At 68.5% G+C, this 25,938-nt stretch carries 19 protein-coding genes; 13 read left to right on the top strand and 6 right to left on the bottom strand.

Translation table 11 applies throughout. The features are described 5' to 3' along the window. The first annotated feature begins 51 nt into the window (after window positions 1–51). Window positions 52–1,068, top strand: a complete 1,017-nt coding sequence (locus ACRSCF_RS16355; RefSeq protein ID WP_013802725.1) for an NADP-dependent oxidoreductase — start codon at window positions 52–54, stop codon at window positions 1,066–1,068. Window positions 1,069–1,096: 28 nt separating this feature from the next. Further along, entirely contained in the window at window positions 1,097–2,002 is a 906-nt protein-coding gene (locus ACRSCF_RS16350; RefSeq protein WP_244386086.1) for an SDR family oxidoreductase, read from the top strand. A 3-nt stretch (window positions 2,003–2,005) separates the two neighbouring features. Here ACRSCF_RS16350 and ACRSCF_RS16345 read toward each other — a convergent pair whose 3' ends face one another. After that, the gene (locus tag ACRSCF_RS16345) at window positions 2,006–2,704 is read right to left on the bottom strand and encodes a DUF1566 domain-containing protein (RefSeq protein WP_017407324.1); all 699 of its coding nucleotides are present in this window, start codon (window positions 2,702–2,704) and stop codon (window positions 2,006–2,008) included. A gap of 183 nt (window positions 2,705–2,887) precedes the next feature. On the opposite strand from ACRSCF_RS16345, the gene ACRSCF_RS16340 reads away from it, so the two are divergent. From ACRSCF_RS16340 to ACRSCF_RS16315, 6 genes are all read left to right on the top strand, one after another. Then, window positions 2,888–4,129, top strand: a complete 1,242-nt coding sequence (locus ACRSCF_RS16340) for a multidrug effflux MFS transporter (RefSeq protein WP_034363958.1) — start codon at window positions 2,888–2,890, stop codon at window positions 4,127–4,129. Then, entirely contained in the window at window positions 4,126–5,550 is a 1,425-nt protein-coding gene (locus ACRSCF_RS16335) for an MFS transporter (protein ID WP_034363956.1), read from the top strand. Before ACRSCF_RS16340 ends, ACRSCF_RS16335 begins: the two co-directional genes overlap by 4 nt. Before the next feature lie 166 nt (window positions 5,551–5,716). Continuing rightward, on the top strand, window positions 5,717–7,096 hold the full coding sequence (locus ACRSCF_RS16330) for an efflux RND transporter periplasmic adaptor subunit (RefSeq protein WP_244386083.1): 1,380 nt from the start codon (window positions 5,717–5,719) through the stop codon (window positions 7,094–7,096). Between the two features lie 18 nt (window positions 7,097–7,114). Beyond that, window positions 7,115–10,303 carry an efflux RND transporter permease subunit gene (locus ACRSCF_RS16325; RefSeq protein ID WP_016446800.1) on the top strand — a complete coding sequence of 1,063 codons (3,189 nt, stop codon included), beginning with the start codon at window positions 7,115–7,117 and terminating at the stop codon, window positions 10,301–10,303. Window positions 10,304–10,311: 8 nt separating this feature from the next. Next, window positions 10,312–11,769 (top strand): efflux transporter outer membrane subunit, encoded by a 1,458-nt coding sequence (locus ACRSCF_RS16320; RefSeq protein WP_411165063.1) that lies wholly within the window; start codon window positions 10,312–10,314, stop codon window positions 11,767–11,769. 49 nt (window positions 11,770–11,818) lie between these two features. After that, the gene (locus tag ACRSCF_RS16315; protein ID WP_016446802.1) at window positions 11,819–12,148 is read left to right on the top strand and encodes an antibiotic biosynthesis monooxygenase family protein; all 330 of its coding nucleotides are present in this window, start codon (window positions 11,819–11,821) and stop codon (window positions 12,146–12,148) included. On the opposite strand, the gene ACRSCF_RS16310 is transcribed toward ACRSCF_RS16315, so the two are convergent. Beyond that, entirely contained in the window at window positions 12,133–13,215 is a 1,083-nt protein-coding gene (locus ACRSCF_RS16310) for a DUF72 domain-containing protein (RefSeq protein WP_034363953.1), read from the bottom strand. The two genes, ACRSCF_RS16315 and ACRSCF_RS16310, sit on opposite strands and share 16 nt — an antisense overlap. 205 nt (window positions 13,216–13,420) lie before the next feature. On the opposite strand from ACRSCF_RS16310, the gene ACRSCF_RS16305 reads away from it, so the two are divergent. Together ACRSCF_RS16305 and ACRSCF_RS16300 are read left to right on the top strand one after the other, a co-directional pair. Next, complete coding sequence (locus ACRSCF_RS16305; protein ID WP_047218270.1) at window positions 13,421–15,772, top strand: Tex family protein; 2,352 nt, start codon at window positions 13,421–13,423, stop codon at window positions 15,770–15,772. Between the two features lie 28 nt (window positions 15,773–15,800). Further along, complete coding sequence (locus tag ACRSCF_RS16300) at window positions 15,801–16,640, top strand: HDOD domain-containing protein (protein WP_016446805.1); 840 nt, start codon at window positions 15,801–15,803, stop codon at window positions 16,638–16,640. A 15-nt stretch (window positions 16,641–16,655) separates the two neighbouring features. Here the strand turns inward: ACRSCF_RS16300 and ACRSCF_RS16295 are convergent, their stop codons facing one another. The 4 genes from ACRSCF_RS16295 to ACRSCF_RS16280 form a co-directional block, all read right to left on the bottom strand. Continuing rightward, entirely contained in the window at window positions 16,656–17,900 is a 1,245-nt protein-coding gene (locus ACRSCF_RS16295) for an SEL1-like repeat protein (protein WP_016446806.1), read from the bottom strand. Between the two features lie 47 nt (window positions 17,901–17,947). Further along, window positions 17,948–19,585 carry a DUF4384 domain-containing protein gene (locus ACRSCF_RS16290; RefSeq protein WP_034363952.1) on the bottom strand — a complete coding sequence of 546 codons (1,638 nt, stop codon included), beginning with the start codon at window positions 19,583–19,585 and terminating at the stop codon, window positions 17,948–17,950. A 242-nt stretch (window positions 19,586–19,827) separates the two neighbouring features. After that, complete coding sequence (locus ACRSCF_RS16285; protein ID WP_016446808.1) at window positions 19,828–20,253, bottom strand: hypothetical protein; 426 nt, start codon at window positions 20,251–20,253, stop codon at window positions 19,828–19,830. A 98-nt stretch (window positions 20,254–20,351) separates the two neighbouring features. Then, on the bottom strand, window positions 20,352–20,813 hold the full coding sequence (locus tag ACRSCF_RS16280) for a hypothetical protein (RefSeq protein ID WP_016446809.1): 462 nt from the start codon (window positions 20,811–20,813) through the stop codon (window positions 20,352–20,354). Window positions 20,814–21,485: 672 nt separating this feature from the next. Here ACRSCF_RS16280 and ACRSCF_RS16275 point away from each other — a divergent pair. The 3 genes from ACRSCF_RS16275 (at window position 21,486) to ACRSCF_RS16265 (ending at window position 25,919) form a co-directional block, all read left to right on the top strand. Next, window positions 21,486–22,265, top strand: coding sequence for a LuxR C-terminal-related transcriptional regulator (locus tag ACRSCF_RS16275; protein WP_016446810.1), 780 nt, complete (start codon window positions 21,486–21,488; stop codon window positions 22,263–22,265). A 60-nt stretch (window positions 22,266–22,325) separates the two neighbouring features. Further along, window positions 22,326–23,195 (top strand): sensor histidine kinase, encoded by an 870-nt coding sequence (locus tag ACRSCF_RS16270; protein ID WP_227740768.1) that lies wholly within the window; start codon window positions 22,326–22,328, stop codon window positions 23,193–23,195. 150 nt (window positions 23,196–23,345) lie between these two features. Continuing rightward, the gene (locus ACRSCF_RS16265) at window positions 23,346–25,919 is read left to right on the top strand and encodes an AI-2E family transporter (protein ID WP_034363949.1); all 2,574 of its coding nucleotides are present in this window, start codon (window positions 23,346–23,348) and stop codon (window positions 25,917–25,919) included. The last annotated feature ends 19 nt before the right edge of the window (window positions 25,920–25,938 follow it).

Here is a 25,938-nt window from a genome sequence, read left to right as displayed (position 1 = left end):
GCAGCACCGGGAACTGGTTCCATTGTTTGTGATGCCACCGGAGGTTTTCCCATGCCCGTGAACCAGCAGATCCTGCTCGACAACCGCCCCGAGGGCGAAGCCGTGGAAAGCAATTTCCGCCTTGCCAAGACCGAGACCCCCGCGCTGGCCGAAGGCCAGGTGCTGGTGCGCCACCACTACCTGAGCCTGGACCCCTACATGCGCGGCCGCATGAATGACAGCAAGAGCTACGCCCAGCCGCAGCCGCTGGGCGAGGTCATGATCGGCGGCACCGTGGGCGAGGTGGTGGAAAGCCGCCATCCCAAGTTTGCCGTTGGCGACAAGGTCGTGGGCATGGGCGGCTGGCAGGAATACAGCGTGGTCGATGGCGATGCGCCCGGCATGCTGCGCAAGGTGGACACCACCCATGTGCCGCTGTCGCACTACCTGGGCGCCGTGGGCATGCCTGGCGTGACGGCCTGGTACGGCCTGGTCAAGATCATTGCCCCCAAGGCCGGCGAGACCGTGGTGGTCAGCGCCGCCACGGGCGCCGTGGGCAGCGCGTTCGCAGCCCTGGCCAAGGCACGCGGCTGCCGCGTGGTGGGCATTGCGGGCGGCCCCGAGAAGTGCCGCTACGCCACCGAGGAGCTGGGCTTCGACGCCTGCATCGACTACCGCGAGCACCCCGACACCAAGACCATGGCCAAGGCGCTCAAGGACGCCTGCCCGCAGGGCATCGACGGCTACTTCGAGAACGTGGGCGGCTACATCCTCGACGCCGTGCTGCTGCGCACCAACGCCTTTGCGCGGATCGCGCTGTGCGGAATGATCGCGGGCTACGACGGCACGCCGCTGCCCATGACCAATCCCGCGCTCATCCTGATCAACCGCATCCGCATCGAAGGCTTCATCGTCAGCGAGCACATGGAAGTCTGGCCCGAGGCGCTGCAGGAACTGGGCCGCCTGGTGGGCACCGGCAAGCTGCGCCCGCGCGAGAGCATTGCCGAAGGCATTGCCTCCGCACCTTCCGCTTTCCTGGGTCTGCTCAAGGGCAAGAACTTTGGAAAGCAACTCGTCAAATTGATCTGAACCACCACAAAAACCAGGAGACAAGGGAATGATCAAGAACTTCAAGGGCAAGACGGCGGTGCTGACGGGCGCAGGCTCGGGCTTCGGCCTGGAGTGCGCGCGCATCGGCGCGAAGCTGGGCATGAACCTGGTGCTGGTCGATGTGCAGCAGGAAGCGCTGGACAGGGCCGCCGCCGAGTTCGAAGGGCAGGGCGTGCGCGTGCTGGCGCGCCGCGTGGATGTGTCCGACGCAGCCCAGATGCAGGCCCTGGCCGATGAGGTGCGCCAGCAGTTCGGCGCGCCGCACTTCGTGTTCAACAACGCAGGCGTGGGCGCGGGCGGGCTGGTCTGGGAGAACACGCTGGAAGATTGGCAGTGGGTGCTGGGCGTCAACCTCTGGGGCGTGATCCACGGCGTGCGGCTGTTCACGCCCATGATGCTGGAGGCGGCCAAGGCCGACCCGTCCTTCGAGGGCCACATCGTCAACACGGCCAGCATGGCCGGCCTGCTGGCGCCGCCCAACATGGGCATCTACAACGTCAGCAAGCATGCCGTGGTGAGCCTGACCGAGACGCTCTACCAGGACCTGGCCCTGGTCTCCGACCAGATCAGCGCCAGCGTGCTGTGCCCCTTCTTCGTTCCCACGGGCATCAGCCACAGCGAGCGCAACCGGCCCAGCCACCTGGCCGCCCAGCCGCTGACGGCCAGCCAGAAGATCGGCCAGGCCATGAGCGAGAAGGCCGTGGGCTCGGGCAAGGTCACGGCCCCCGATGTGGCGCAGAAGGTTTTCGACTCCATTGCGGCCAACCAGTTCTACATCTACAGCCATCCGCAGGCGCTGGGCTCGGTCCAGACCCGCATGGAGGATGTGGTGCAGGGCCGCAATCCCACCGATCCGTTCGCGCACAAGCCCGAACTGGGCGCCAGCTTGAAGGCCTCGCTGCGCGCGGCCTGAGCGTCAGTCCTCCTCGTCCGGGTCCGGCCGGTGGGGGGCTGGCCTGGCGGGAGCCTCGGCCTTTTCCTCTGGCGGCGCGGAGGGCAGGGGCCGCACCAGCCGCACCATGAGCTGGTTGCCGCGCCCCATGTCGGGCCGCGTCTCCAGGCTGTCGAGGTCAATCGCCCAGGCCTGCTGGGCCGACAGCTGCGTACCGGCGCTGCCCGAGATGTTGCTGTAGTTGTAGGGATTGACGGGCCGTGCGTTCACCGCTGCCGTGCCCGTCCAGTGCCAGCCGCGCGGCGCGCCCGGGAACAGCTCGGGCGACAGGCCTTGCGGCCGTATATCGCGCGAGATCAGCCGGCGCATCTCGTTGACGCGCGGCAGGCGCCAGCGCACGCCGTCCTGCTTGGCCCGCTCGGCGGCCAGGGCCTGCGCCTGCTTGTGCGTGAACAGCTCCGGCAGGCCCGCGCAGGTCTTGCCATTCCAGTGCATGCCTTCCACGCAGCGCGGCCACAGCAGGCGGGCGCGGCGGTCGATCACGTCGCGGCCGTCTTCGGACACTTCCAGCATGGCAGTGGCGCCGGCCTTGGCGTCACCGCGGGCCTGCGGCGGCGCCGCATGGGCCGGGCCCTGCATGCACGCGCCCAGCAGCAGGGCGGCAAGCAGGGGCCTTGGCAATGCGTTGAGGGTCGGCAGGAAGAGGGGCGTGGATGAGTGCATGGGGTGTCTATGCTGCTGTGTTGGCAATCTCGTATCCGAGCGTAACAGGGTTGCGGCCCCGCAAACTTGTGCCACGGCAAGCCGGCAGCGCCGCACGCGCCGGCCTGCCTGCCCAGGAAATGTGAGCACCGCCCTGCAGCCCGCAGCGCTTGCCGCCACAATGGCGCGTCTATGTCTGCGTCTATGCCTTCTCCCTCTTCGTCTCCCGCTTCCCCTGATTCCCACACGCTGCGCCTGGTGCTGATCCTGGGCCTGCTCTCGGCCATCGGTCCGTTTGCCATCGACATGTACCTGCCCGCGCTGCCCCAGATCGGCAGCAGCCTGGGTGCCCAGGTGGGCGCGGTGCAGGCCAGCCTGACGGCCTTCTTTCTTTCGCTGGGCGTGGGCCAGCTGCTGTACGGGCCGGTCTCGGACATGGTGGGGCGCAAGCCGCCGCTGTACTTCGGCCTGGCCGTGTTCGCGCTGGCCAGCGTGGGCTGCGCCATGGCCACCAGCATCGAGACGCTGGTGGTGCTGCGCTTCATCCAGGGCCTGGGCGCGGCCGCCGGCATGGCCGTGCCGCGCGCCGTGGTGCGCGACCTGCACACCGGCCATGCGGCGGCCCGCATGATGTCGCTGCTGATGCTGGTGTTCAGCGTCTCTCCCATCCTGGCGCCGCTGGCCGGCAGCGGCGTGATCGCCGTGAGCAGCTGGCGCGGCGTGTTCTGGGCCGTGGCCGTGGCGGCCGTGATCGGCCTGGCGGCCGTGTTCATGGGCCTGAAGGAAACGCGCGGGGCCGCCGCGCGGCTGGACAGCAGCGTGGCCGGCGCACTGCGCGCCTACGGCGTGCTGCTGCGCGACTGGCATTACCTGGGCCTGGTCTTCATCGGCGGCTGCGCCATGGCGGGCTTTTTCGTCTACCTGGCTGGCTCTCCCTTTGTGCTGATCAACTACTACGGGCTCAGCTCCACCCAGTACAGCCTGGCCTTCGGGCTCAACGCCATCGCCTTCATCGGCGCGGCGCAGTTCACGGGCTGGCTGGGCCAGCGTTTCGGCCTGGTGCGCGTGGTCAAGGTGGCGGCCACCGGCTCGGGCCTGGTGATGCTGTCGCTGCTGTCGTACTACCTGCTGGGCGGTGAGCGGCTGGCCGTGCTGATCGGCCTGTACTTCGTGGCCAGCGCGCTGATGGGGCTGGTGATTCCGACGACCTCGGTGCTGGCGCTGGAGGAGCACGGCGCCATCGCCGGCACGGCCTCGGCGCTGCTGGGCACGCTGCAGATGCTGTCGGGTGCGGCGGCCATGCAGATCGTGGGCCTGTTCTCCACGGGCAAGCCCCTGCCCATGGTGGTGGGCATGGCCACGGGCGCGCTGATCGGCGTGGCGCTGGCCTGGATCACGCTGGGCGGCGCACGTGCCCACCGCGTGGGTGCAAAGGGCCATTCATGAGCCTGGCACCCGCGGCAGAGGCTGCGCCTGTCCACGATGGACTTCCGTCAGGCCCTCGCGGCCAGTCGATGCTGGTCATCATCCTGGGGCTGACGCTGTCGGTGCTGGACAGCACCCTGGTCAATCTGGCACTGCCTGCCATGGCGCGCGAGCTGCAGGCCAGCTCGGCCCATACGCTGTGGGTGGTCAATTCCTACCAGCTTGCCAGCCTGGTGCTGCTGCTGCCGCTGGCGGCCCTGGGCGAACGCCTGGGCTACCGCCGCGTGTATCTGGTGGGCATGCTAGTGTTCTCCCTGGCCTCGCTGGCAGCCATGCTGGCCACATCGCTGCCCACGCTGGTGGCGGCGCGGGCGCTGCAGGGCCTGGGCGCTGCGGGCGTGATGAGCGTCAATGCCGCCCTGGTGCGGCTGATCTATCCGCGTGCCTTGCTGGGCCGGGGCATGGCCGTCAATTCGCTGGTGGTGGCCACGGCATCCATGGCCGGGCCCTCGGTGGCGGCGGCCATTTTGTCGGTGGCCAGCTGGCCCTGGCTGTTTGCGGCCAACCTGCCGCTGGGCCTGTTCACGCTGTGGCTGGGACGCCGGGCGCTGCCGGCCAATGCGGTGCCGGCACACGCGGGCGCGCGGCTGTCGCCGCTGGATGTGCTGCTCAACATCCTCATGTTCAGCCTGATCTTCCTGGGCGGCGAGCAGCTGGGCATGCGCGCCGGCGGTGCCCAGTCGTCCCTGCCTTCGGGTTGGTGGCTGCTGGGCGCGGGCCTGCTGGTGGGGCTGTGGTATGTGCGCCGCCAGTGGCGCCTGCCTGCGCCGCTGCTGCCGGTGGACCTGCTGCGCATTCCGGTGTTCGCGCTGTCCATGTGCGGATCGGTGAGCGCCTTCTGCGCGCAGATGCTGGCCTACCTGGCCCTGCCTTTCCTGCTGCTGGAGTCGCACGGCATGTCGCCCATCGAGGCCGGGCTGCTGATCACGGCCTGGCCGCTGGCCACGGTGATGACGGCGCCCATTGCGGGCCGGCTCATCGGCCGCTATGCGGACGGGCTGCTGGGCGGCATCGGCATGGCCATGTTCGCCTGCGGCCTGTGGGCGCTGGCGGCCATGCCCGATGCGCCCTCGACCCTGGACATGGTCTGGCGCATGCTGCTGGCGGGCAGCGGCTTTGCGCTGTACCAGTCGCCCAACAACCACACCATCGTGACCTCGGCGCCGCTGGCGCGCAGCGGCGCGGCCGGCGGCATGCTGAGCTCGGCGCGGCTCACGGGGCAGACGCTGGGGGCCGTGGTGCTGGCCACCATCTTCACCGTCTCGGGCGGGCATGGCGGCCATGCCGAAATCGTGGCCCTGGCCGTGGCGGGCTGCTTTGCGGCCATGGCGGGCGTGTTCAGCATGCTGCGCGTGCGCACGGCGCCCGCCGCCAGGCACTGAACAGACCGGCAAATGGCATTGAACTTGCATGTGTCGGCGCGCTCCGACACCTGCATCATCCTGGATGGTCTTGCCGCGAGACTGCGGTGGCATGCCATCCACTTTACAAACAAGAAATATGGGCACTGCACAATCGTGCGATGCCCCCAACGACTTCGCTGTTCCTATGAATTTTGACGTGCCTCTTTCGCCGAGTACGCGCCTTGCGGCGCCTTCCGATTCCCAGCCCGGCGCAGGGCACGCACAACCTTCTGCCTCGCTTGCACGCAGCAAGCGCCCCGGTGCTGCCGTGCTGTGCGCGCTGGCACTGGCCGCCAGCCTGGCCGCCTGCTCCAGGCAGGATGCAGCGCCCGCCGCCGCAGCCAAGGCTGCGCCCGAGGTGGGCGTGGTCACGCTGCAAAAGCAGAGCCAGCAGCTGGAGGCCACGCTGCCGGGCCGCACACGCGCCTCGCTGACCGCCGAGGTGCGGCCCCAGGTCTCGGGCATCGTGCAAAAGCGCCTGTTCACCGAAGGCGCCCTGGTGCGCCAGGGCCAGCAGCTCTACCAGATCGACGCGGCCTCGCTGCGCGCCACCGAGGCCAGCGCCCAGGCGGCCCTGGCCAAGGCCGAGGCCAGCGCCCGCACGCTGGAGGCCACGTCGCGGCGCAATGCCGAGCTGGTCAAGATCGATGCCATCAGCCAGCAGGCGTTTGAAGAAAGCCAGGCCGCCGCAGCCCAGTCGCGCTCGGACGTGGCCGTGGCCAAGGCCAATCTGGAGACCGCGCGCATCAACCTCAAGTACAGCCGCATCGAGGCGCCCATCAGCGGGCGCATCAGCCTGTCCACGGTGACGCCGGGCGCGCTGGTGACGGCCAACCAGACGGAGGCGCTGACCTCCATCGTGCAGCTGGACCCCATGTATGTGGACTTCACCCAGTCCACCAGCGAGCTGCTGCAGCTCAAGCGCGACTGGGATGCCGGGCGCTTCCAGAAGGTGGAGGGCGACAAGGTCGCCGTGCGTATCCGCCTGGACGATGGCACGGAATACGGCCACCAGGGCAAGCTGCAGTTTGCCGGCGTGATCGTCAATGCCACCACGGGCAGCGTCACGCTGCGCGCCGTGGTGCCCAATCCGCAGGGCCTGCTCATGCCCGGCATGTATGTGCAGGCGCTGCTGCCCACGGGCCTGGCGCCCGAGGCGTTGCTGGTGCCGCAGCAGTCGGTGACGCGCGACCTGACCGGCAAGGCCAGCGTGCTGGTGGCCAAGGCCGACGACGTGATCGAGCGCAGGCCCGTGAACATCGACCGCGCCGTGGGCAATATGTGGCTGCTGCAGGACGGCCTGTCGGCCGGCGAGCGCGTGGTGGTCGATGGCTTCCAGCGCATCAAGCCCGGCGACAAGGTGCGTGCCGTGGAGGTGGACCTGCGCGCCAAGGCCCAGGCCCGCAATGGCAAGCCCGCTGATGGCCCGGCAGCGGCGGCCGCGCCTGGCGCTGCCGACAAGGCTTCCGCGGCCGCTGAACCAGCTCCTGCACCCGCAGCGGCTCCGGCCCCTGCGGCCCGGTAAGCCGCAGGAACCCGTCACATGGCTCAGTTCTTCATCAACCGGCCCATCTTCGCGTGGGTCATCGCCATCGTCATCATGCTGGGCGGCGCGCTGTCCATCTTCACGCTGCCGCTGGAGCAATACCCCGACATCGCGCCGCCGCGCGTGACCATCGGCGCGCAGTACACGGGCGCCTCGGCCGAGACGGTCGAGAACTCGGTGACCCAGATCATCGAGCAGCAGCTCAAGGGCATCGACAACATGCTCTACATGAGCTCCACGTCCGACGCCTCGGGCCGCGCGCGCACCACGCTGACCTTTGCGCCGGGCACCAACATCGATGTGGCCCAGGTACAGGTGCAAAACAAGCTGCAGTCCGCCGTGAACCGCCTGCCCGACGCCGTCAAGAGCCGGGGCGTGTTCGTGAACAAGGGCGGCCAGGACTTCCTGGTCACCTACAGCTTCTTCTCCAAGGACCCGGCCATGACCGCGGTCGACATCGGCGACTACCTCACCAGCAACCTGGTCGACGTGATCGGCCGGCTGGACGGCGTGGGCGATGTCAACGTCTTCGGCACCAACTATGCGATGCGCATCTGGATGGACCCGGCCAAGATGGAGAAGTACGCGCTGATGCCGTCGGACCTGGTCAATGCGCTGAACTCGCAGAACGCCCAGGTCTCGGCCGGCCAGCTGGGCGCGCTGCCTGCCGTGGCGGACCAGCAGCTGAACGCCACCATCACGGCGCGCACCAAGCTCAAGACGGTGGAGCAGTTCGAGGACATCGTCCTGAAGTCGTCCGTGGACGGCTCGGTGGTGCTCATGAAGGACGTGGCCCGCGTGGAGCTGGGCGCCGACAACCTGACCATCAAGGCCAAGCTCAACGGCCTGCCGGGCGCGGGCATGGGCATCGTGCTGGCCGATGGCGCCAACGCCATGAACGTGGCCGACACCATCGCCGCCAAGCTGGCCGAGCTCAAGCCCTTCTTTCCCAACGAGATCGACTACTTCGTCAGCTCGGACTCCACGCCCTTCGTGCGCGCCTCCATCAAGGAAGTGGTCAGCGCGCTGGGCGAGGCCATGATCCTCGTGGTCATCGTGATGTTCATCTTCCTGCAGAACTTCCGCGCCACGATGATCCCCGCCATCGCCGTGCCCGTGGTGCTGCTGGGCACCTTCGGCGTGCTGTCGCTGGCCGGGTACTCGATCAATACGCTGACCATGTTCGCCATGGTGCTGGCCATCGGCCTGCTGGTGGACGATGCCATCGTCGTGGTGGAGAACGTCGAGCGCGTGATGCACGAGACGGGCATGTCGCCCAAGCAGGCCACGCGCCAGTCCATGCGCGAGATCACGCCAGCCCTGGTGGGCATCGGCGTGACGCTGTCGGCCGTGTTCGTGCCCATGGCCTTCTTCGGCGGCTCCACGGGCGTGATCTACCGGCAGTTCTCCATCACCATCGTCGCGGCCATGGCGCTGTCGGTGTTCGTGGCGCTGACGCTCACGCCGGCGCTGTGCGCCACGCTGCTCAAGCCGCCCGCAGCGGGCGGGGCAGGGCATGACCGCCCGATCCGCAGCGGCATCCTGGGGGTGAACGACCGGTTCTTCCGCTGGTTCAACCACCATTTCGACGCCACGGCCGCGCGCTACCAGGGCACGGTGGCGTACTCGCTGCGCCGCGCCAAGCGCATGATGCTGATCTTCCTGGCCGTCTGCGGCGTGGTCTGGCTGCTGATGGCGCGCCTGCCCACGTCCTTCCTGCCCGACGAGGACCAGGGCTTTGTCTTCGTCAACATCAACCTGCCCTCGGGCGCGGCCGACACGCGGCTGCAGGGCGTGCTCGACGAGGTGCGCGACTACTTTGCCAAGCAGCCCGACGTGCTGAGCTTCTACCAGGTCTCTGGCCTGAACGGCGACCAGGCCTCGGCACGCGCCTTCGTGCGGCTGAAGACCTGGGAGGAGCGCCCGCTGCCGGGCCAGTCGGCCTCCGAGATCGCGCACCGGGCGACCCGGGAGCTGGCCTCCATCCGCGATGCGCGCGTGCTGGTCATGCTGCCGCCGGCCGTGCGCGGCCTGGGCTCCAGCTCGGGCTTCAACTTCATGATCAAGGACATGAACGGCCTGGGCCACCAAGCGCTGCTGCAGGCCAAGGAAAAATTCCTGACCGAGGCCCGCAAGCGCCCCGAGCTCACCAATCTGCGCATGACCAACCTGGAGGACGCCAGCGAGCTGCGCCTGGACATCGACGACCGCAAGGCCGCTGCGCTCGGCCTGTCGTACACCGACATCAACAGCGTGCTGTCCAGCGCCATGGGCGGCACCTATGTCAACGACTTCCTGAACAACGAGCGCGTCAAGCGCGTCTACATCCAGGGCGATGCGCCGCACCGCATGCTGCCCCAGGACATCGCCAAATGGACGGTGCGCAACGGCAAGGGCGAGATGGTGCCGTTCAGCGCCTTCTCCAGCAGCTACTGGGCCTACGGTTCGCCCCAGCTCATGCGCTACAACGGCAACCCGGCCTACGAAATGGAAGGCCGCGCCGCGCCGGGCGTCAGCTCGGGCACGGCCATGCAGATCGTCGAGGACATCCTGCGCACGCTGCCGGCCGGCATAGGCTACGAGTGGACGGGGGCCTCGCTGCAGGAGCGCCAGTCGGGCGCGCAGGCGCCGCTGCTGTACGCCATCTCCATCCTCTTCGTGTTCCTGTGCCTGGCGGCGCTGTACGAGAGCTGGACCGTGCCGCTGTCCGTGATGCTGGCCGTGCCGCTGGGCGTGGTGGGCGCGCTGGCCGCCACCTATACGCGCGGGCTGACCAATGACGTGTACTTCCAGGTGGGCCTGCTGACCACGGTGGGCCTGGCATCCAAAAACGCCATCCTGATCGTGGAATTTGCCGTGCAGCTGCAGGAGCAGGGCAAGAGCATCTTCGACGCCGTGGTCTCGGCCGTGCGCCTGCGCCTGCGGCCCATTTTGATGACCTCGCTGGCCTTCGGCTTCGGCGTCATTCCGCTGGCCATCGGCACGGGTGCCGGCGCGGGCGGGCGCAATGCCATCGGCACGGCCGTGCTCGGCGGCATGCTGGCCTCCACGGTGCTGGGCATCTTCCTGGTGCCGGTGTTCTTCCTGCTGATCCGCAGCTGGTTCAAGAGCCACTCGCGCACGGATGAAGAAAGCCCGCAGCAGGCAACCGACTCACCCCATACCACCAAGGAGAGCGCAGCATGAGGCGCCGAATGCACCGTTCCACCCTCGCCGCTGCGGCCGCGCTGGCGGCCCTGCTGTCCGGCTGCAATCTTGCGCCGCAGCACCGCACGCCGGACATGCCCGTGCCCGACACGGTGGGCAGCACCGCAGCCAATCCGGCACAGGCCGACGAGGCCAGCCTGCAGGCGGCCGCCGCGCTGGACTGGGTGCAGTCCCGGCAGCTGCGCGAGGTCATTGCGCTGGCCCTGGCCAACAACCGCGACCTGCGCGTGGCCGTGGAGAATATCGAGCGCGCGCGTGCCCAGTACGGCATCACGCGCGCCGACCTGCTGCCCAGCGTCAACGCCCAGGTTCAGGCCAGCCGTGCGCGCACGGCCGCCGGCATGACCAGCGCCACGCAATCGGCATCTGTCACCACCCAGTACACGGCCCAGCTGGGCTTTGCCAGCTACGAGATCGACCTCTGGGGCCGCGTGCGCAACCTCAGCGAGGCCGCGCTGCAGCAGTTCCTGCAAAGCGAGCAGAACCGGCGCAATGTGCAGATCGGCCTGGTGGCCGACGTGGCCAACGCCTGGCTCACGCTGGCCGCCGACCAGGCCCGCCTGCAGCTGGCACGCGACACCCTGGCCAGCCGCGAGAAGGCCTACGAACTGACGCGGCGCATGCATGAGATAGGTTCGACCTCGGGCCTGGTGCTGGCCCAGAACCAGACCACGGTGGACACGGCGCGCGGCGACGTGGCCAGCTTCACCTCCCAGGTGGAGCGTGACCGCAACGCCCTGCAGTTGCTGGTGGGCGGTCCGCTGCCCGACAGCCTGCTGCCCGGCGCCGCCACGCTGCGCGCCGGCGCCCAGCCTGCGGCGGCGCTGCAGCCCGTGCCTGCACCGCTGCCCTCCAGCGTGCTGCTGGTGCGCCCCGATATCCAGGCCGCCGAGAACAACCTGCGCGCCATGGAGGCCAACATCGGCGCCGCCCGCGCAGCCATGTTCCCCACCATCAGCCTCACGGCCAGCGTGGGATCGGGCAGCCGCGAGCTCGATGGCCTTTTTGGCGGCAGCAGCAGCACCTGGAGCTTCATCCCCCTGGTGCGCCTGCCCATCTTCGACGGTGGCCGCAACCGTGCGGGCGTGCAGGTGGCCGAGGCCAACCAGCGCATCGCCATCGCCCAGTACGAGAAGGCCGTGCAGACGGCCTTCCGCGAGACCGCCGACGTGCTGGCCGACCGCGCGCAGTGGGACGAGCGCCTGGCCGCCCAGACCAGCATGGTCGCGGCCACGCAAAAGGCCTTCGACCTGTCGGAGGCACGCTTCAAGGCCGGCGTGGACAACTACCTCACCGTGCTGGATGCGCAGCGCAGCCTCTACACGGCCCAGCAGACCCTGATCGGCCTGCGCCTGTCCGAGCAGCTCAACCGCGTCACGCTGTGGAAGGTGCTGGGCGGCGAGCAGGTGCAGGCGCCGTCCGCCTCTGAGCCGGCGAATTCCTGAGCGCGGGCGGTGTATTCTGCGGGCCCGCAGAACTTGCCGCCCGACCACGATGAGCCCCTTTGCCAACACCCCCGAGCCGCCTTACTACGCCGTCATCTTCTCGTCGCGCAGAACGCCGGACGACGATGATGGCTACGGCCTCATGGCCCAGCGCATGGTGGACCTGGCCGCGCAGCAGCAGGGCTTCCTGGGTGCGGAAAGCACGCGCGGCGAGGACGGTTTCGGCATCACCGTGTCCTACTGGTCCACGGCCGAATCCATCGCGCGCTGGAAGCAGGATGCCGAGCACCTGGTCGCCCAGCAACTGGGCAAGGACGCCTGGTACGAGCACTATGAATTGCGCGTGGCCCGCGTGGAGCGCGCCTACGGCAAGCGCTGAACCCGGGCCGCCTCCGCCTGGACCACGGCATCGGCCAGCAGCGCGATGGAGCGCGGCGCGCAGCCCTCTGCATCGTTGCTCACCGTCACGAAGGCGGGCAGCCCGCGGCTGGTGATGCCATCGATGGTCTTGGCGAGGATGGCACGCGTGTGCGCATCGGGCGTGCGGATCTCGTCGAAGGGGTCGTGCTTCTTTTGCGCATCGGGATAGCCGTAGGCACCGAACTCGCGGTTCAGGTTCCAGCGGCAGACCAGCGGGGTGGGCCACAGCCCGCGCAGAAAAACCAGTTGCTCCTCGATGGGGGGCATCTTGCCGTGCAGTCCCAGGCAGAAGGTGGCGCCACTGGCGCGCAGGGTATCTGCCAACTGCGGCGTCAGCAGCTCCGGGTCGCGCACCTCCACCGCCACGATGATCTGCGCGCCCAGCGGATGGGCGGCCAGCGCCGCGCGCACGGCCTCCAGCATGGCCTGCAGCCGCGCCAGCAGTTCGGTGGGGCGGCTGAGCAGGCCCCAGGTCATCGGGCTGAGCTGGAACACCAGCACGCCCAGCCGCTCGCCCAGCCCTTCGAGCGTGGGCTCGACGAAGCTGGTGACGGCCAGATCGGGTTGAAGGAACACCGGGTTCAGCGACATGCCCTTGCCGTCCTCGTCACGCACCTGCGCGTCGGTAACCACGGATGGGCACTTGACCACGAAGCGGAAATCGGCCGGCACCTGGCCCGCGAAGGCCAGGTACTGGCTGGCCGTCAACGGCCTCCAGAAGCTGCGGTCCACGCAGACCGTTCGCATCAACGGATGCCGGCCATAGGCCTCCAGTCCCTTCTTGGCCAGCACGCTTTTGTCATAGGCGCCATCCCAGATCAAGCCTTCCCAGCCCGGGTAGGACCAGGTGGAGACCCCGATGCGCAGGCCCTGCGCAAGCTGGTCCGCCAGCGCCTGCCATTGCAGGGCCTGGGGCGCCAGCTGCACGGCGCCGGCGGCCTTGCGCGGTGCCGGTGTGCGGCCGGCAGGCGCAGGCGGCGGGGCAGGGGCCGATGGTGGGGGAGAACCGAACAGATCGTCTTGCATTCGAAGCTGGTGATTGTGGCAGAGGGTGCCTGCCTGCCGCAGGGCCCCGGCAAAAGCAGGCAGTGGATTGATTTTGCAAGCCCTTGAATTCATTGGCCTGCAAGAAATGCTTGCATTTGCGGGTCGGCCGTGAGCGGCCCGGCCCGAATCGCGTGTGGCACACTTGGCCGCTTTTCCGGATTCCACGCCACGGGGCGCCTCTCGAATGCAAAAAATCATTGCCCAAATCGCCGCAGAACTGAATGTCAAGCCGCAGCAGGTGGGTGCCGCGGTCGAATTGCTTGATGGCGGAGCCACGGTTCCGTTCGTCGCGCGCTACCGCAAGGAAGTCACGGGCGGACTGGACGACGCTCAGCTGCGCCAGCTCGACGAACGCCTGGGCTACCTGCGCGAGCTGGAGGACCGCCGGGGCGCGGTGCTCAAGGCCATCGACGAGCAGGGCAAGCTGACCGACGCGCTGCGCCTGGCCATTGCCAATGCGCCCACCAAGCAGGAGCTGGAGGACATCTACCTGCCCTTCAAGCAAAAGCGCCGCACCAAGGGACAGATCGCCAAGGAATTCGGCATCGAGCCGCTGGCCGACAAGCTGTTTGCCGACCCCACGCTGGACCCGCACAAGGAGGCCGAGGCCTTCTGCAAGCCGGCCACCACCCTGGACGACGGCAAGCCGGGCCCCGATTTCTCGACCACGTTGGCCGTGCTCGATGGTGTGCGCGACATCCTGTCGGAGCGCTGGGCCGAAGACCCGGCCCTGGTGCAGAAGCTGCGCGAATGGCTGTGGGAAGACGGCCTGCTGCGCTCCAAGAAGGTCGAATCCAAGAACGAGAACGACCCCGAGGTCGCCAAGTTCCGCGACTATTTCGAATACGACGAGCCCATTGGCCGCGTGCCTTCGCACCGCGCGCTGGCGGTGTTCCGCGGCCGCGCGCTGGAAATCCTCGAGGCCAAGCTGGTCCAGCCCGTGGAGCCCGAGCCCGGCCAGCCCAGCCTGGCCGAAGGCAAGATTGCCCTGCACCTGGGCTGGAGCCACGCCAAGCGCGCCAGCGACGACCTGATCCGCAAGTGCGTGGCCTGGACCTGGCGCGTCAAGCTCAGCCTGTCCACCGAGCGCGACCTGTTCTCGCGCCTGCGCGAAGACGCCGAGAAGGTGGCCATCAAGGTCTTTGGCGACAACCTGCGCGACCTGCTGCTGGCCGCCCCTGCGGGGCAGCGCGCCGTGATCGGCCTGGACCCGGGCATCCGCACGGGCGTCAAGGTGGCCGTGGTGGACAGCACGGGCAAGCTGGTGGACACCACCACCATCTACCCGCACGAGCCGCGCCGCGACTGGGACGGCTCCCTGGCCGTGCTGGCCCGCCTGGTCGAAAAGCACCAGGTCAACCTGATCGCCATCGGCAACGGCACGGCCAGCCGCGAGACCGACAAGCTGGCCGCCGACCTGATCAAGATCGCCAGCAAGGCCGACCGCCAGATCGAGAAGGTCGTGGTCAGCGAGGCCGGCGCTTCTGTGTATTCCGCCAGCGAGTTCGCCTCGCAGGAAATGCCCGACGTGGACGTGAGCCTGCGCGGTGCCGCCAGCATTGCGCGCCGCCTGCAGGACCCGCTGGCCGAGCTGGTCAAGATCGACCCCAAGAGCATTGGCGTGGGCCAGTACCAGCACGACGTGAACCAGAGCGAGCTGGCGCGCCAGCTCGACGCCGTGGTCGAGGACTGCGTGAACTCCGTGGGCGTGGACCTGAACACGGCCTCGGCGCCGCTGCTGTCGCGCGTCTCGGGCCTGTCGGGCAGCGTGGCCAAGTCGGTGGTGCGCTGGCGCGATGCCAACGGCTCCTTCAGGAGCCGCAAGCAGCTGATGGACGTGGCCGGCCTGGGCGCCAAGACCTTCGAGCAGGCGGCGGGCTTTCTGCGCATCCGCGGCGGCGACAATCCGCTGGACATGACGGGCGTGCACCCGGAAACCTACCCGGTGGTCGAACGCATCATTGCCACCACGGGCAAGAGCGTGGACCAGCTCATGGGCCGCTCCGAAGTGCTCAAGGGCCTGAAGGCCGAGCAGTTCGTGAGCGAGCAGTTCGGTGCCATCACCGTCAAGGACATCCTGGGCGAGCTGGAAAAGCCCGGCCGCGATCCGCGTCCGGACTTCGTCGTGGCCCGTTTCAATGACGGCGTGGAGGACATCAAGGACCTCAAGGAAGGCATGACGCTGGAGGGCACGGTCAGCAACGTGGCCCAGTTCGGCGCCTTCGTGGACCTGGGCGTGCACCAGGACGGCCTGGTCCACGTCAGCCAGATGAGCCACAAGTTCGTCGAGGACGCTCGCGAGGTGGTCAAGACCGGCCAGATCGTCAAGGTCAAGGTGCTGGAGGTCGATGTGGCGCGCAAGCGCATCAGCCTGACCATGAAGCTCGATGCGGCACCGGCGCGGCGCGACGGCCCCCGTGACAACCGCTTCGAGAGCGCAGGCCGCGGCAGCCAGGGCGGGCAGCGCCGTGCGCCCGAGCCGGTGCAGCAATCGGCCATGGCCTCGGCCTTCGCCAAGCTGCAGACCCGCAAGTAGTCCCGCGCACGGCAAGGCAGGAAACGCGATGGCTGCGCATGCACTGGACCTGCAGACGCTGTTGGCACAGGCCCTGGCCCTGCCGGCGCAGCCGCGCATCGTGGCCTTGCTGCTGCGCGAGCTGGTGCCCGAGCAGCCCAGCCTGCGCCGGCTGAGCCAGCTCTTCGCAGCCGATCCTGCGCTGGCCGCCGGGCTGCTGGCCCAGGCCAACGGCCCGGTGTTCGGCATGGCGGGACGTGTCACCGGCATTCCCGAGGCGCTGGCCCTGCTGGCGCCCGCGCAGCTGCGCCAGATCGTGCGGGGCATACCGCTGGGCGTGGGCGCCCATGCCGTGCCGGGCATGGCCATGCCGGCCTTCTGGCGCTACAGCGTGGAAGCCGCCCGCGTGGCGCGCGCGCTGGCCGGCACCGTGCAGGCCAGCCCCACGGCGGCCTATGCCGCAGGGCTGATGCACGGCCTGGGGGAGCTGGCCATGCACATGATCGACCCCGGCCGCGCCGCCACCATCACCGAACTGGTCGGCCCGCTGGACCCGCGTCGCGCCGAGCTGGAAATGCGGCTGTGCGGCTACACATACAGCCATGTCAGTGCGGGCCTGGCCCGCCGCTGGAACCTTCCGCCACTGCTGGCCGATGCGCTGCAGCACCTGTACGCGCCGCTGGCCCAGCCGGGCTTCGATCCGCTGGCCTGCGTGCTGCACATCGCTGCCTGGCGCGCCCGCTCGCGCGAGGCGCAGTGGGACGAGCGTGCCCTGGCCGTGAGCTTTCCCGGCGAAGTGGGCGTGGCCCTGGGCCTGGACATCGACATGGTCCTGCGCCAGGACCCGGTGGACTGGATGGCCGACACCGGCCTGGACGTGGTGCTGTAGCGCCTCGCTCCTGCCTCAGTGCCTGTGCCAGGGCGCCGGCACCATGTCGAACAGCGGCGTGGGATCGCGCCGGTAGGGCGCGGGGCTGACGGGCGCCATGGGCTGCATGGTCATGGGGTCTATGCGCGCCAGCTGCTGCATCCATCCGATGTCCACGCCGCCGCCCGGTGCGGGGCGCGAGTAGATCAGCTCCAGCATGCGACGCGATGCCACATGGCCGTGGGATGCGGCCTGCTGGTACAGGCGCAGCGCCTCGGTGTAGTTGGCCGGCACCCCGTCGCCGCGGTGGTAGCGCTGCGCCTGCTCCCATTGCTGCTGGGCCGTGACGGGCTGGCGCACCTGGATGTCCTGCTCGCTGGGCGCTCCACTCAGCTGCGGCGTGCGCTGCATGGCCTGCGGCCCCTGCGCTGCAGGCGTGGAGCTGCCCTGCGCCGACACCAGCTGGCCTGCGGGCCGCAGGCGCTCGCCCAGCATCTGTGCATTGGTCGCGGCGCTGGATGAGCGCGCCGCTGCCGCGCGGAACTGGCGCAGCGCTGCCTCGGGCTCGTCCTGCGCGAGCAGGGCCAGGCCCCATTCCAATTGGGCGCCGGGGCTGCCGGAGCGCGCTGCGCGCTGCAGCAGTTCCTGGTCGGGCGTGCCTGCCACGGCCAAGGCCTCGCCCACGGGTTCGGCCGTGGACAGCGGCGCCAGGCGCCGCGCCAGCAGCCATTCCAGATATTGCGCACGGGCCGGGTCGGTCTTGGCCAGCTGGGCGATCCAGGGTCTTGCGGCCGGTGGGTCGGGCGGCTGGCCGCAGCCATCCATGGCGCACCAGGCCAGTCCCGCACTGGCCAGCGGATGGCCGGCGCGCTGCGCGCGCTCGAACCATTGCCTGGCCTGCGGCCCGTCCTGCGCCATGGCAATGCCATGCAGTGCCAGCAGGCCCATCACCCATTGCGCCTCGCGCTGCGTGGCCAGGCTCACGCCCTTGCCTTCGGCGCGGCTGCGCAGCTGGGACAGGGCCCGTTGCTGGGCGGTGTCGGAGGTGGATGAGATATTGCTGGTGCCGGGCTGTGCGCTGAACAGGCCGGTGGTTGCCACCCGGATGGGGGCCACCGGCGTGAAGCGTGCGGCAGCCTGCACATGCGCCGGCATGGCGGGCGTCACGCCGGGCGGCAGGACCAGCAGGCCCGCCAGCACGAGCCTGACGGACAACCGCAGCGCAGTTGCGAGCCGCTGCGCACGGGCGGCGCACAGCGGTTCGTGGGCGTGGGACGGCATGGCGTGTGCCTCCGGTGGGTTCGTGGACGGGGCGGTTGTCAGGCGCATCAGCGCTTGGCCTGGGCCGGAACCACTTGCCAGAAGCGGGCCATGCCTGTGTACTGGTCGGCGCCCAGTCCGCTAGCCATGGCCTGGTTGACATCCTCCAGTGTGCGCATGCCCGGGATGGCGATGAAGGCCTTGTTCTGCAGCAGTTGGGGCAGCTTGTCGCTCATGTTCTGCTCGGTGGCAAAGCAGGCCACGCCTTCCTTGCCTGCCGGGCCGGCATTGATCACATAGCCGGGGTTGGGGCTCATCCAGTCGGGCAGGCGCACGGACTGGGCGGCCGTGATCCAACCCGAGCGGTTCACATCGTTGGGCAAGAGCCTTACCACCTCGCCGTCGGCACCCGCCATGAAGCACGACAGATAAGAGGCGCGCGACACGGTGGCGGACAGGAACAGTTGCTCACCCGTCTCGAAGGAGGTGCGCGTGGGCGTGATGTTCTCCAGCCACAGGTCCAGCTTGCGGTCGGGCGCGGGGGCGCCGTAGCGGTAGTCGCCCGTGGCCACGGCCACGTTCTCGGCGGCAGCGGTGACCGGTGCCGCGCTCTTGGTGTTCCAGCCGATGCGCGTCATGTGTCCATCGGCGCTGACGGCCACGAAGTCTCGCAGTGCGCGCTCGTAGGTGCTGAAGTCCACCACGCCATTGACCACCATGCCGCTGTCGGCCTGGAAGCGCCCTATGGCCTCGCGCCACTGCGGGTTGCCTGCGGTGAAGGCCGGTGCGTCGGGCGGCAGATAGCCCTTGCTGATCAGCGATTGGCGTACCAGCTCCTGGTGGATGCCGGCCCCGCCCTCCTCATACCAATCGCGCAGCTGGCGCTGGAAGTCGGGATGGGTCTGGTCCAGCGTCAGGCACTGCCAGTAGGGCAGGCGTGACCATTTGCCCAGCAGTTCGATCATGCCCAGCTCGACCAGCGTGCGCACGGCCGGGCCCGAGCCCTGGGCATAGTCGCGGCCCACGCTGAACTGCACGCCGTAGGAGCCGATGCGGCCGGCCAGATCCAGACCCTGGCTGCCGTTGCCGATGACGACTTCGTTGGCCGAATCCAGGCCCGGAATGATGGTGCGCGTGCGGAAGTCGCCCAGGTGCAGCTCCATGCCCAGCACGGCGCCGCTGCGGTTGGCGCTGTAGCCGGTTTCCAGGCGCGAGGCGCTGGTGCCTATGTCCACGTTGTTGCGCAGCACGTTCTGGTCCATGAAGGACACGGCGCCCGACACATACAGGGCCGGGCGCTGCAGCTGGATCTGGTTGTTGTTGAGCAAGATGGTGGTGAGGTTCTGCACCGTGTCCTGGCGGGCGATGTCCACCTCATAGTCCACGTAGCGGAAGGCGCTGCTGACGCGCGACATCTGGGACAGGGCGGTGACCACCATCTCCTTGGCGGCCACGGCCACGCGGCCCGTGTAGTCGGGCAACTGCTTGCTGGTGATCAGCACCGTGGGCATGTGGCTGTTGCGGAACATCCTGTCCATGCACATCAGCGAATCGGAGAAGCTCGATATGGAGCGCACCGGCCGCACCACCGGGCGGTCGGCCGCATAGACTTTTTCCAGGTATTTGGAATCCTTGCGCGCATCCAGCGGCGCGCAACCCGACAGCAGCACGATGGAGGCTGAAACGGCGCTGGCGACAACCCGCATGCAGCCCTGTCTGCCAGACCATCGCTGGCGCCAAGCCCCTCGGTAGTCCGCGTGGCCGCTGTCTGCCGGCCGGGGCGCGGCATCGTGGCGGGGAAGTCCTGGCGATGGGAGGCTGTTGCGCATGATGGACCTCTGCTGGAAAACGGCGAGCCAGTGCACAGGCGCGCACAGGCGCCGGCGCCGGAAATATGGGACGAGAGTGGCGGGGCGGCCCAGAGCCCGATGGCTGGCCGCCGGCCGCGCTATCGGCAGACGTTGACCAGATCACCCTTGAGAACCACGATCTGGTCCTTGGTGGTCTGTGGCCCGTAGCGATTGAATGCGCTTGCGTTGGTATTGCTGGCAATGTCCTGCGTGCAGGTGCGCTTCATGCCGGCACTGCTCATCGTGGTGGTGGTCACCACGTCGGCATCTGTGGCGACGCCCGGAGCATTGTTCATCGACATGGCTTCATAGCGCGCTATCTTGGCCTTGATGTTGATGGGTATGTCGGTCACGGTTTCCAGCCCCGTCGATGTCGTGGGCTTGGCCGTCGGCAGCCTCAGATAGTCCACGGGCTTGTTCAGTACCACCGGGTCTTCGCCCGGAGCGGCTGCGTGGATGGAGGACGCTCCGAGGGCGAGCCAGGCCAACAGGGCAGCCGAGCAGAGAATGGCGGCGTTATGCATGGTGGGCTCTCCTGGTGCGGAGGGCTGGGTCGGTGCCGGGAAGGCTATGCCGGTTGGCCGGGGGCCGTCCGGCAGTTGCCTTCACCCGGCAGCCAGGCTCAGCGATTGTTGTAGCAGGTCACGCAGCCGTTGTTGCTGGAGATGTTCTGCACTGCGGTGGAGCCGTTGCCGGCATAGTTGACGATGCCAGAGTTCTTGGCCGCCACGACCTGAATCGACAGGTCATTCACGTCGACTTCGCCGTAGTTGGAGGCGAGGTTGTTGACGGCCACGGCGCCCCAGCCATTGGCGACGTTCATGATGCCGGTTCCCGAGGCTGCCACGATCTGCAGAGAGCTGCCGCCGTTGTCGATGGACACATTGCCCGCATTGCTGGCCAGATTCTGGGAGGCCTTGCCGCCACCCGTGGCCATGTTCAGTACCCCGCTTCTGTTCAGCACCGTGACCTGGACGCTGGGTCCGTCGATTTCGATCTTGGAGCTGCTGCTGTAGCGGTTGTCTTGATCTGCCATGGCGGCGGTTGCGATCAGGCACAGGGAAAGAATTGCAAGCGATTTCATGATGGCTCCTTGGAAGGATCGGACTATCAGGAAGAGGTGTGTAAGCACCCGTTTTTCAGACACTTTGCGGAGGTTTCCGGCCTTGTCTCCCTGGACCCCAGCTCGTTGTCTGGACTCCAATGTGCTTGGGGTGCCCCTGCCGTTCCATCTCTTGTACGGGGTAGCCGTGAGCGCTGAGCCACGTGGCGGGTACTTACCCGTCCAAACCTTTGATTGGTGGGCTGCATCGCGTTAAAGCAGCGGCATTGGGAGGTGAATGGAGTTGGGTAGTTTCAAGGTGTAACGACAGAAAATTTGCAGTTGCAGCTTCGCTTCAGGCCGTTGATCCGGCGGGCATGGGGCCATCCAGACAACCCGGTGTATCGAATTGCATACGCTCGGTGCAGGCGCAGGAGGAAGGCGTTGGACCGGCGGCTGTCATGGGCCCGGATCCAGGGGAGGATGGCGGGCATCGGCAAGGGTATGGCCTGCCAGGCCCGACAGGCCTGCCGGTCAGGTGATCAAGAAAGTACGGACCCGGCTTCTCACACAAATGTGTTAATTTGCAAGCTACGCAATCTTTCACAAACTTCGTCAAAGATTGTGGATATCGGTGGCGATTTCTCTTAATGTGAAAGGCGCGTATGTGATCGGTTGCGTCATATACATGACGTGACATTTGAGGAGAACAGCATGAATCCATCCGACGTTCCCGCCGATGCCCGTCCCCTGATCGCCGATTCCTCGCGCGCCCAGGCCATGCTGGGCACGGGTCTGAGTTCCGCCATGTGGCCAGACTATCTGGCCGGCCAGCCCGACAAGCCCGTGCGCGTGCTGCTGGTCGATGACGATGCCCACATCCGCATGGTCATTGCCCAGGAAATCATGAACGACCCGCGCACCCTGGTCGTGGCCCAGGCCGGAAGTGTCCGAGAGGGTCGCAAGGCCATTCGCCAGCACGAGTTCGACGTAATGCTGGTCGACCTGAACCTGGGCGACGGCGAGGGCTTCGAGCTGCTGGACATGATGAAGACCGTGCGGCCCACGGCCGAGGCCGTCATCATCTCCGTGATGGAAAACGACGAGCAGGTGCTGCGCGCCTTCGAGCTGGGTGCCACGGGCTACCTCGTCAAGAACTCCTGGTTCGGCAACTACCCCCAGGCCGTGCTGCAGGTGGCCAATGGCGGCGCATCCGTCACTCCCAGCCTGGCGCGCAGGTTGCTGCAGCGCTTCGACAAGACCCAGGGCGCCGAGCCCAAGCGCCGCTCGCCCGACGAGGCAGACCGCCTGTCCACCCGCGAGCGCGAGGTGCTGCGCATGGTGGCCAGCGGCTACACCAGCGCCGAGATCGGCTCGCGCCTGATGATCAGCGCCATGACGGTCAACACGCACATCAAGAACATCTACCGCAAGCTGCAGGTGCGCACACGCGCCCAGGCGGTGCGCTTTGCATCGCTGCGCGGCCTGTTCTGATTGGCTGGCGGCGCAGGGGCCCGTGCGGACCGCCCCGCCGCCGCTTCCCACCGCATGGCCATGAAGGACTCCCTTCGCGCATTGGCAGTCTGCCTGGCACTGGGCCTGCTGCAGATGCTGGCGCTTTGCGCCTGGCTTTGGCAGCAGGGCGACCAGGCTCCGCTGTGGCTTCGCCTGTGCAGCCTGTCCCTGCTGGTCTTGACGGCCTTGCTGTGTGCGATGGGCGCCTCGCGCCTGCGCAGGCTGCTGCTGTGGCGGCGCAGGCGCAGCCCCCGGCCCTCGCGTGAGGTGCAGGCCGAGCGCCGGCGCATTGCCGCCGATCTGCACGACGGCGTGGGCGGCCTTCTGGTGAATGCCATGGCCTTGCTGGAGCCGAGCGAAACCCGGCAGCGCCAGGCGCAGGAGTTGCTGGAGCAGGCCTTGCTGGACCTGCGCCTGCTGGTGGACGCCATGGACGCCGTGGAGGACGCCTTGCCCGTGCGCCTGGCGCGCCTGCGCCACCGGCTGCAGCCCGTGCTGGACCGCCGTGGCATGCAGATCCGCTGGAGCGTGGCCGATCCGCAGTCCGAGCCGGGCCTGCCCGATCTGCCCGATCTTCCTCGAGGCCAGTCGTCCCAGCACCTGCTTGCCATCACCCAGGAGGCCGTGAGCAATGTGCTGCAGCACGCACAGGCCAGCACGCTGTGGCTGGTGCTGCAGCCCCTGGAGCCGGGTATTGCGCGGGCGAACGGCGCCCATCCCGGCGCGCGCCGCGAGCTGCGCTGGGAGTTGCGCGTGGAAGACGACGGCCGCGGCCTGCCGCCGCGTACACCCGATGAGGCGCAGGGCATGGGCCTGGCAGGCATGCACCGCCGTGCCCACGCCATAGGGGCTACGCTGGACCTGGCGCCGCGTGCTGGCGGCGGCACGGTGGTGCGTGTGCGCTGGTGAGCTGGCGCGCTGTGGCAGCGACGGCGGCGGAGTTCCAGCGATTGCGGTGCCCGCTGACAGGGCCGGCCCGCAGCGCGCTGTGCAATCCCACGATGGGCGCAAGTGCGGCAGCATCCACGCACGTATCCAAGCCCTGATGCCTGTCCCCCCATGAATCCACATCCCGACCTCACACCAGCGCCTTCCAGAAAACCAGGCGCTGAGAACGCCGCAGCCGATGCGGCCGGCAACGCGGCCGCTGCCGACGCGGCTTTCGCACGCAGCGTGCGTTCGGCCCTGCCGGGCCTGGCACAGCTGGCCGACATGGTGCCTGCGCTGCGCCTGCTCACCGGCCTGCTGGTGGCCAGCATCATCATCGCGGGTCTGTATTTCGGGCAGGGACTGCTGATTCCGCTGGCCCTGGCGCTGCTGTTCGGCTTTTTGCTCGATCCTGCGGTCTCCCGGCTCAGGCGCTGGGGCCTGCCGCGCATGGCGGCGACGCTGCTGGTGGTGGTCATGGCACTGGCAACGCTGGCCGGAATGGGTACCTATCTGGGCAGCCAGGTGCAGCAGCTCAGCGCCGACCTGCCCACCTACCAGAGCACCATCCGCGACAAGCTGCGCAGCCTGCGCAGGAATGCCAACATGCCCAGCGCCTGGGACGGCGCCCTGCGCACCTATGACACGGTGGAGCGTGAGATCTCCCGCGGCGCCACCACGCCCCGCGTGCAGAAGGTGGAGATCCAGTCGCCCGAGCAAAAGCCCACGGCGCGCATGCTGCAGTGGCTGGGCCGAGTGGCCGAGCCCGTGACCACGGCCGGCATCGTGCTGCTGTTCGTGATCCTCATCCTGCTGGACCGCGATGACCTGCGCGACCGGCTGCTGCGCCTGATGGGCGGCAACCTGCATGTGGCCACCGACGCGCTGGACGAGGCCTCGCAGCGCATAGGCAAGTACCTGCGCATGCAGTTCGTGGTCAACATCACCTATGGACTGCCCATGGCGGCGGGGCTGTGGTTCATCGGCGTGCCGGGCGCCATTCTCTGGGGGGTGCTGGCGGCCATCATGCGGTTCGTTCCCTATGTGGGCGCCATGATCTCTGCCGCCTTCCCGCTGGCGCTGGCCTTTGCGGTGGATCCGGGCTGGCAGATGCTGCTGATGACGCTGGGGCTGATCATGGCGCTGGAGCTGATCAGCAACAACCTCATCGAGCCCTGGCTGTATGGCAGCAGCACGGGCCTGTCCACGCTGTCCATCATTGCGGCCGCGACCTTCTGGACGGCGCTGTGGGGGCCGATAGGGCTGATCCTGTCCACGCCGCTCACGGTCTGCCTGCTGGTGCTGGGCCGCTACATACCGGCGCTGCAGTTCATGGAGGTGCTGCTGGGCAGCTCCCCCGTGCTGGGTCCGGCCCAGCGGCTGTACCAGCGCCTGCTGGCCGACGATGTGGAAGATGCGGTCACGTTGGCGCATGAACTGGTGGACGCAAGGCTGCCAGCGCGGGCCTCGGCGGACGAACGCTCGGCCGCAGTGGCCGGCTTCTATGACGAGGTGGCGATCCCCGCGCTGCGCCTGGCCACCCAGCAGCACCTGGAGTCGGCCACGGCCGAGCACCGGCTGCGCCTGTCCAGCGGCATGGATGCCTTGGTCGAGGAGCTGCGGGAAAGCCATCCCGCGCCCGCAGACCTGTCCTCGCGGGCCCTGCGCATCCATTGCGTGGGTGCGCGCTGGGAGGTCGATGCCCTGGCAGCGGCCATGGTGGCGCACAGCGAGGCGCTGCGCGGCCACGTGGTCAGCTGCTCGGACTGGGCGCTGGCGGCCGATCCGCAATGGCGCCAGCTGGGGCAGGGCGAGGGCGGCGGCCTGCCGCAGGGCCATGCAGGCGCACAGGCCCTTGCCGAGGCGCAATTGCTGGTGCTCTCGGTCTTCAGCGCCCAGCCCCAGACCGTGGCGCGCCAGATCATGCGGCGGGTGCGCCGCCACTGGCCGCATCTGCGCGTGGTGCTGGCGCTGTGGAATGCGCCGGCCGTGGTGTCCGACCCCGAGTTCGCGCGCCACTGCGGCGCCGCCGCCTGCGTGTCCAGCCTGCGCGAGCTGCAGTTGTGGGTGGACGCCTTGCGCCTGCCCGACGCGGCAGGCCAGGGCCTGGCCGCGCCCATTCCCGATGACGATGAGCAGCGCGTGCGCCAGCTGCGCGACAGCGGCGTGCTCGGGCCCGGCCTGCCGCCGCTGTACCACGAGGCAGCCCAGCAGGCCGCCAATGCCTTCGACGTGAAATGGGCCCAGGTCTCATGGGTCGATGCCGACCGCGTGCACACGCCCGGCAGCCTGCTGGTGGCGGACCAGGGCGACCCCGCATCGGCCGGGATGCCGCGCGGGCAGTCCATCTGCTCGTATGTGGTGCACGGCGGCGAGCCCCTGGTGGTGCACGACGCAGCGCGCGACCCCCGGTTTGCCGGCAACCCCGCACTGCAGGCCATGCGGCTGCGCTTTTACGCAGGCGTGCCGCTCAGGAACCGCCACGGCGCGGTGCTGGGCAGCTTCTGCATCATGGACGACGCACCGCGCGAGGTCTCGCCGGCAGATCTGGAGCTGCTGGCCGTCATGGCCGAGCAGCTGATGCAGACCGTGGAAGTGCGCCGCATGATGGAAAGCGGCGCAGCGCCGGCGCCGGCTCCCGCTCCCGCGTCTGTACCGGCGCCGCCACCGGCCCAGTCACCGGAGCAGTCACCGCCCGGCCACTGAGCCCGCTCACAGCGGCTAC

This window comes from Delftia sp. 11MD (assembly GCF_050907895.1).
GTDB classification, from domain to species: Bacteria; Pseudomonadota; Gammaproteobacteria; order Burkholderiales; family Burkholderiaceae_C; genus Comamonas; species Comamonas tsuruhatensis.
Note: the sequence above shows the minus strand (reverse complement) of the source record. Positions and strands in the feature narration are given on the sequence as shown.

Bases quoted from the DNA above. Each gene is read 5' to 3' on its own strand.
- ACRSCF_RS16355 (WP_013802725.1), top strand. From the start codon at position 52: ATGCCCGTGAACCAGCAGATCCTGCTCGACAACCGCCCCGAGGGCGAA.
- ACRSCF_RS16350 (WP_244386086.1), top strand. From the start codon at position 1,097: ATGATCAAGAACTTCAAGGGCAAGACGGCGGTGCTGACGGGCGCAGGC.
- ACRSCF_RS16345 (WP_017407324.1), bottom strand. From the start codon at position 2,704: ATGCACTCATCCACGCCCCTCTTCCTGCCGACCCTCAACGCATTGCCA.
- ACRSCF_RS16340 (WP_034363958.1), top strand. From the start codon at position 2,888: ATGCCTTCTCCCTCTTCGTCTCCCGCTTCCCCTGATTCCCACACGCTG.
- ACRSCF_RS16335 (WP_034363956.1), top strand. From the start codon at position 4,126: ATGAGCCTGGCACCCGCGGCAGAGGCTGCGCCTGTCCACGATGGACTT.
- ACRSCF_RS16330 (WP_244386083.1), top strand. From the start codon at position 5,717: ATGAATTTTGACGTGCCTCTTTCGCCGAGTACGCGCCTTGCGGCGCCT.
- ACRSCF_RS16325 (WP_016446800.1), top strand. From the start codon at position 7,115: ATGGCTCAGTTCTTCATCAACCGGCCCATCTTCGCGTGGGTCATCGCC.
- ACRSCF_RS16320 (WP_411165063.1), top strand. From the start codon at position 10,312: ATGCACCGTTCCACCCTCGCCGCTGCGGCCGCGCTGGCGGCCCTGCTG.
- ACRSCF_RS16315 (WP_016446802.1), top strand. From the start codon at position 11,819: ATGAGCCCCTTTGCCAACACCCCCGAGCCGCCTTACTACGCCGTCATC.
- ACRSCF_RS16310 (WP_034363953.1), bottom strand. From the start codon at position 13,215: ATGCAAGACGATCTGTTCGGTTCTCCCCCACCATCGGCCCCTGCCCCG.
- ACRSCF_RS16305 (WP_047218270.1), top strand. From the start codon at position 13,421: ATGCAAAAAATCATTGCCCAAATCGCCGCAGAACTGAATGTCAAGCCG.
- ACRSCF_RS16300 (WP_016446805.1), top strand. From the start codon at position 15,801: ATGGCTGCGCATGCACTGGACCTGCAGACGCTGTTGGCACAGGCCCTG.
- ACRSCF_RS16295 (WP_016446806.1), bottom strand. From the start codon at position 17,900: ATGCCGTCCCACGCCCACGAACCGCTGTGCGCCGCCCGTGCGCAGCGG.
- ACRSCF_RS16290 (WP_034363952.1), bottom strand. From the start codon at position 19,585: ATGCGGGTTGTCGCCAGCGCCGTTTCAGCCTCCATCGTGCTGCTGTCG.
- ACRSCF_RS16285 (WP_016446808.1), bottom strand. From the start codon at position 20,253: ATGCATAACGCCGCCATTCTCTGCTCGGCTGCCCTGTTGGCCTGGCTC.
- ACRSCF_RS16280 (WP_016446809.1), bottom strand. From the start codon at position 20,813: ATGAAATCGCTTGCAATTCTTTCCCTGTGCCTGATCGCAACCGCCGCC.
- ACRSCF_RS16275 (WP_016446810.1), top strand. From the start codon at position 21,486: ATGAATCCATCCGACGTTCCCGCCGATGCCCGTCCCCTGATCGCCGAT.
- ACRSCF_RS16270 (WP_227740768.1), top strand. From the start codon at position 22,326: ATGAAGGACTCCCTTCGCGCATTGGCAGTCTGCCTGGCACTGGGCCTG.
- ACRSCF_RS16265 (WP_034363949.1), top strand. From the start codon at position 23,346: ATGAATCCACATCCCGACCTCACACCAGCGCCTTCCAGAAAACCAGGC.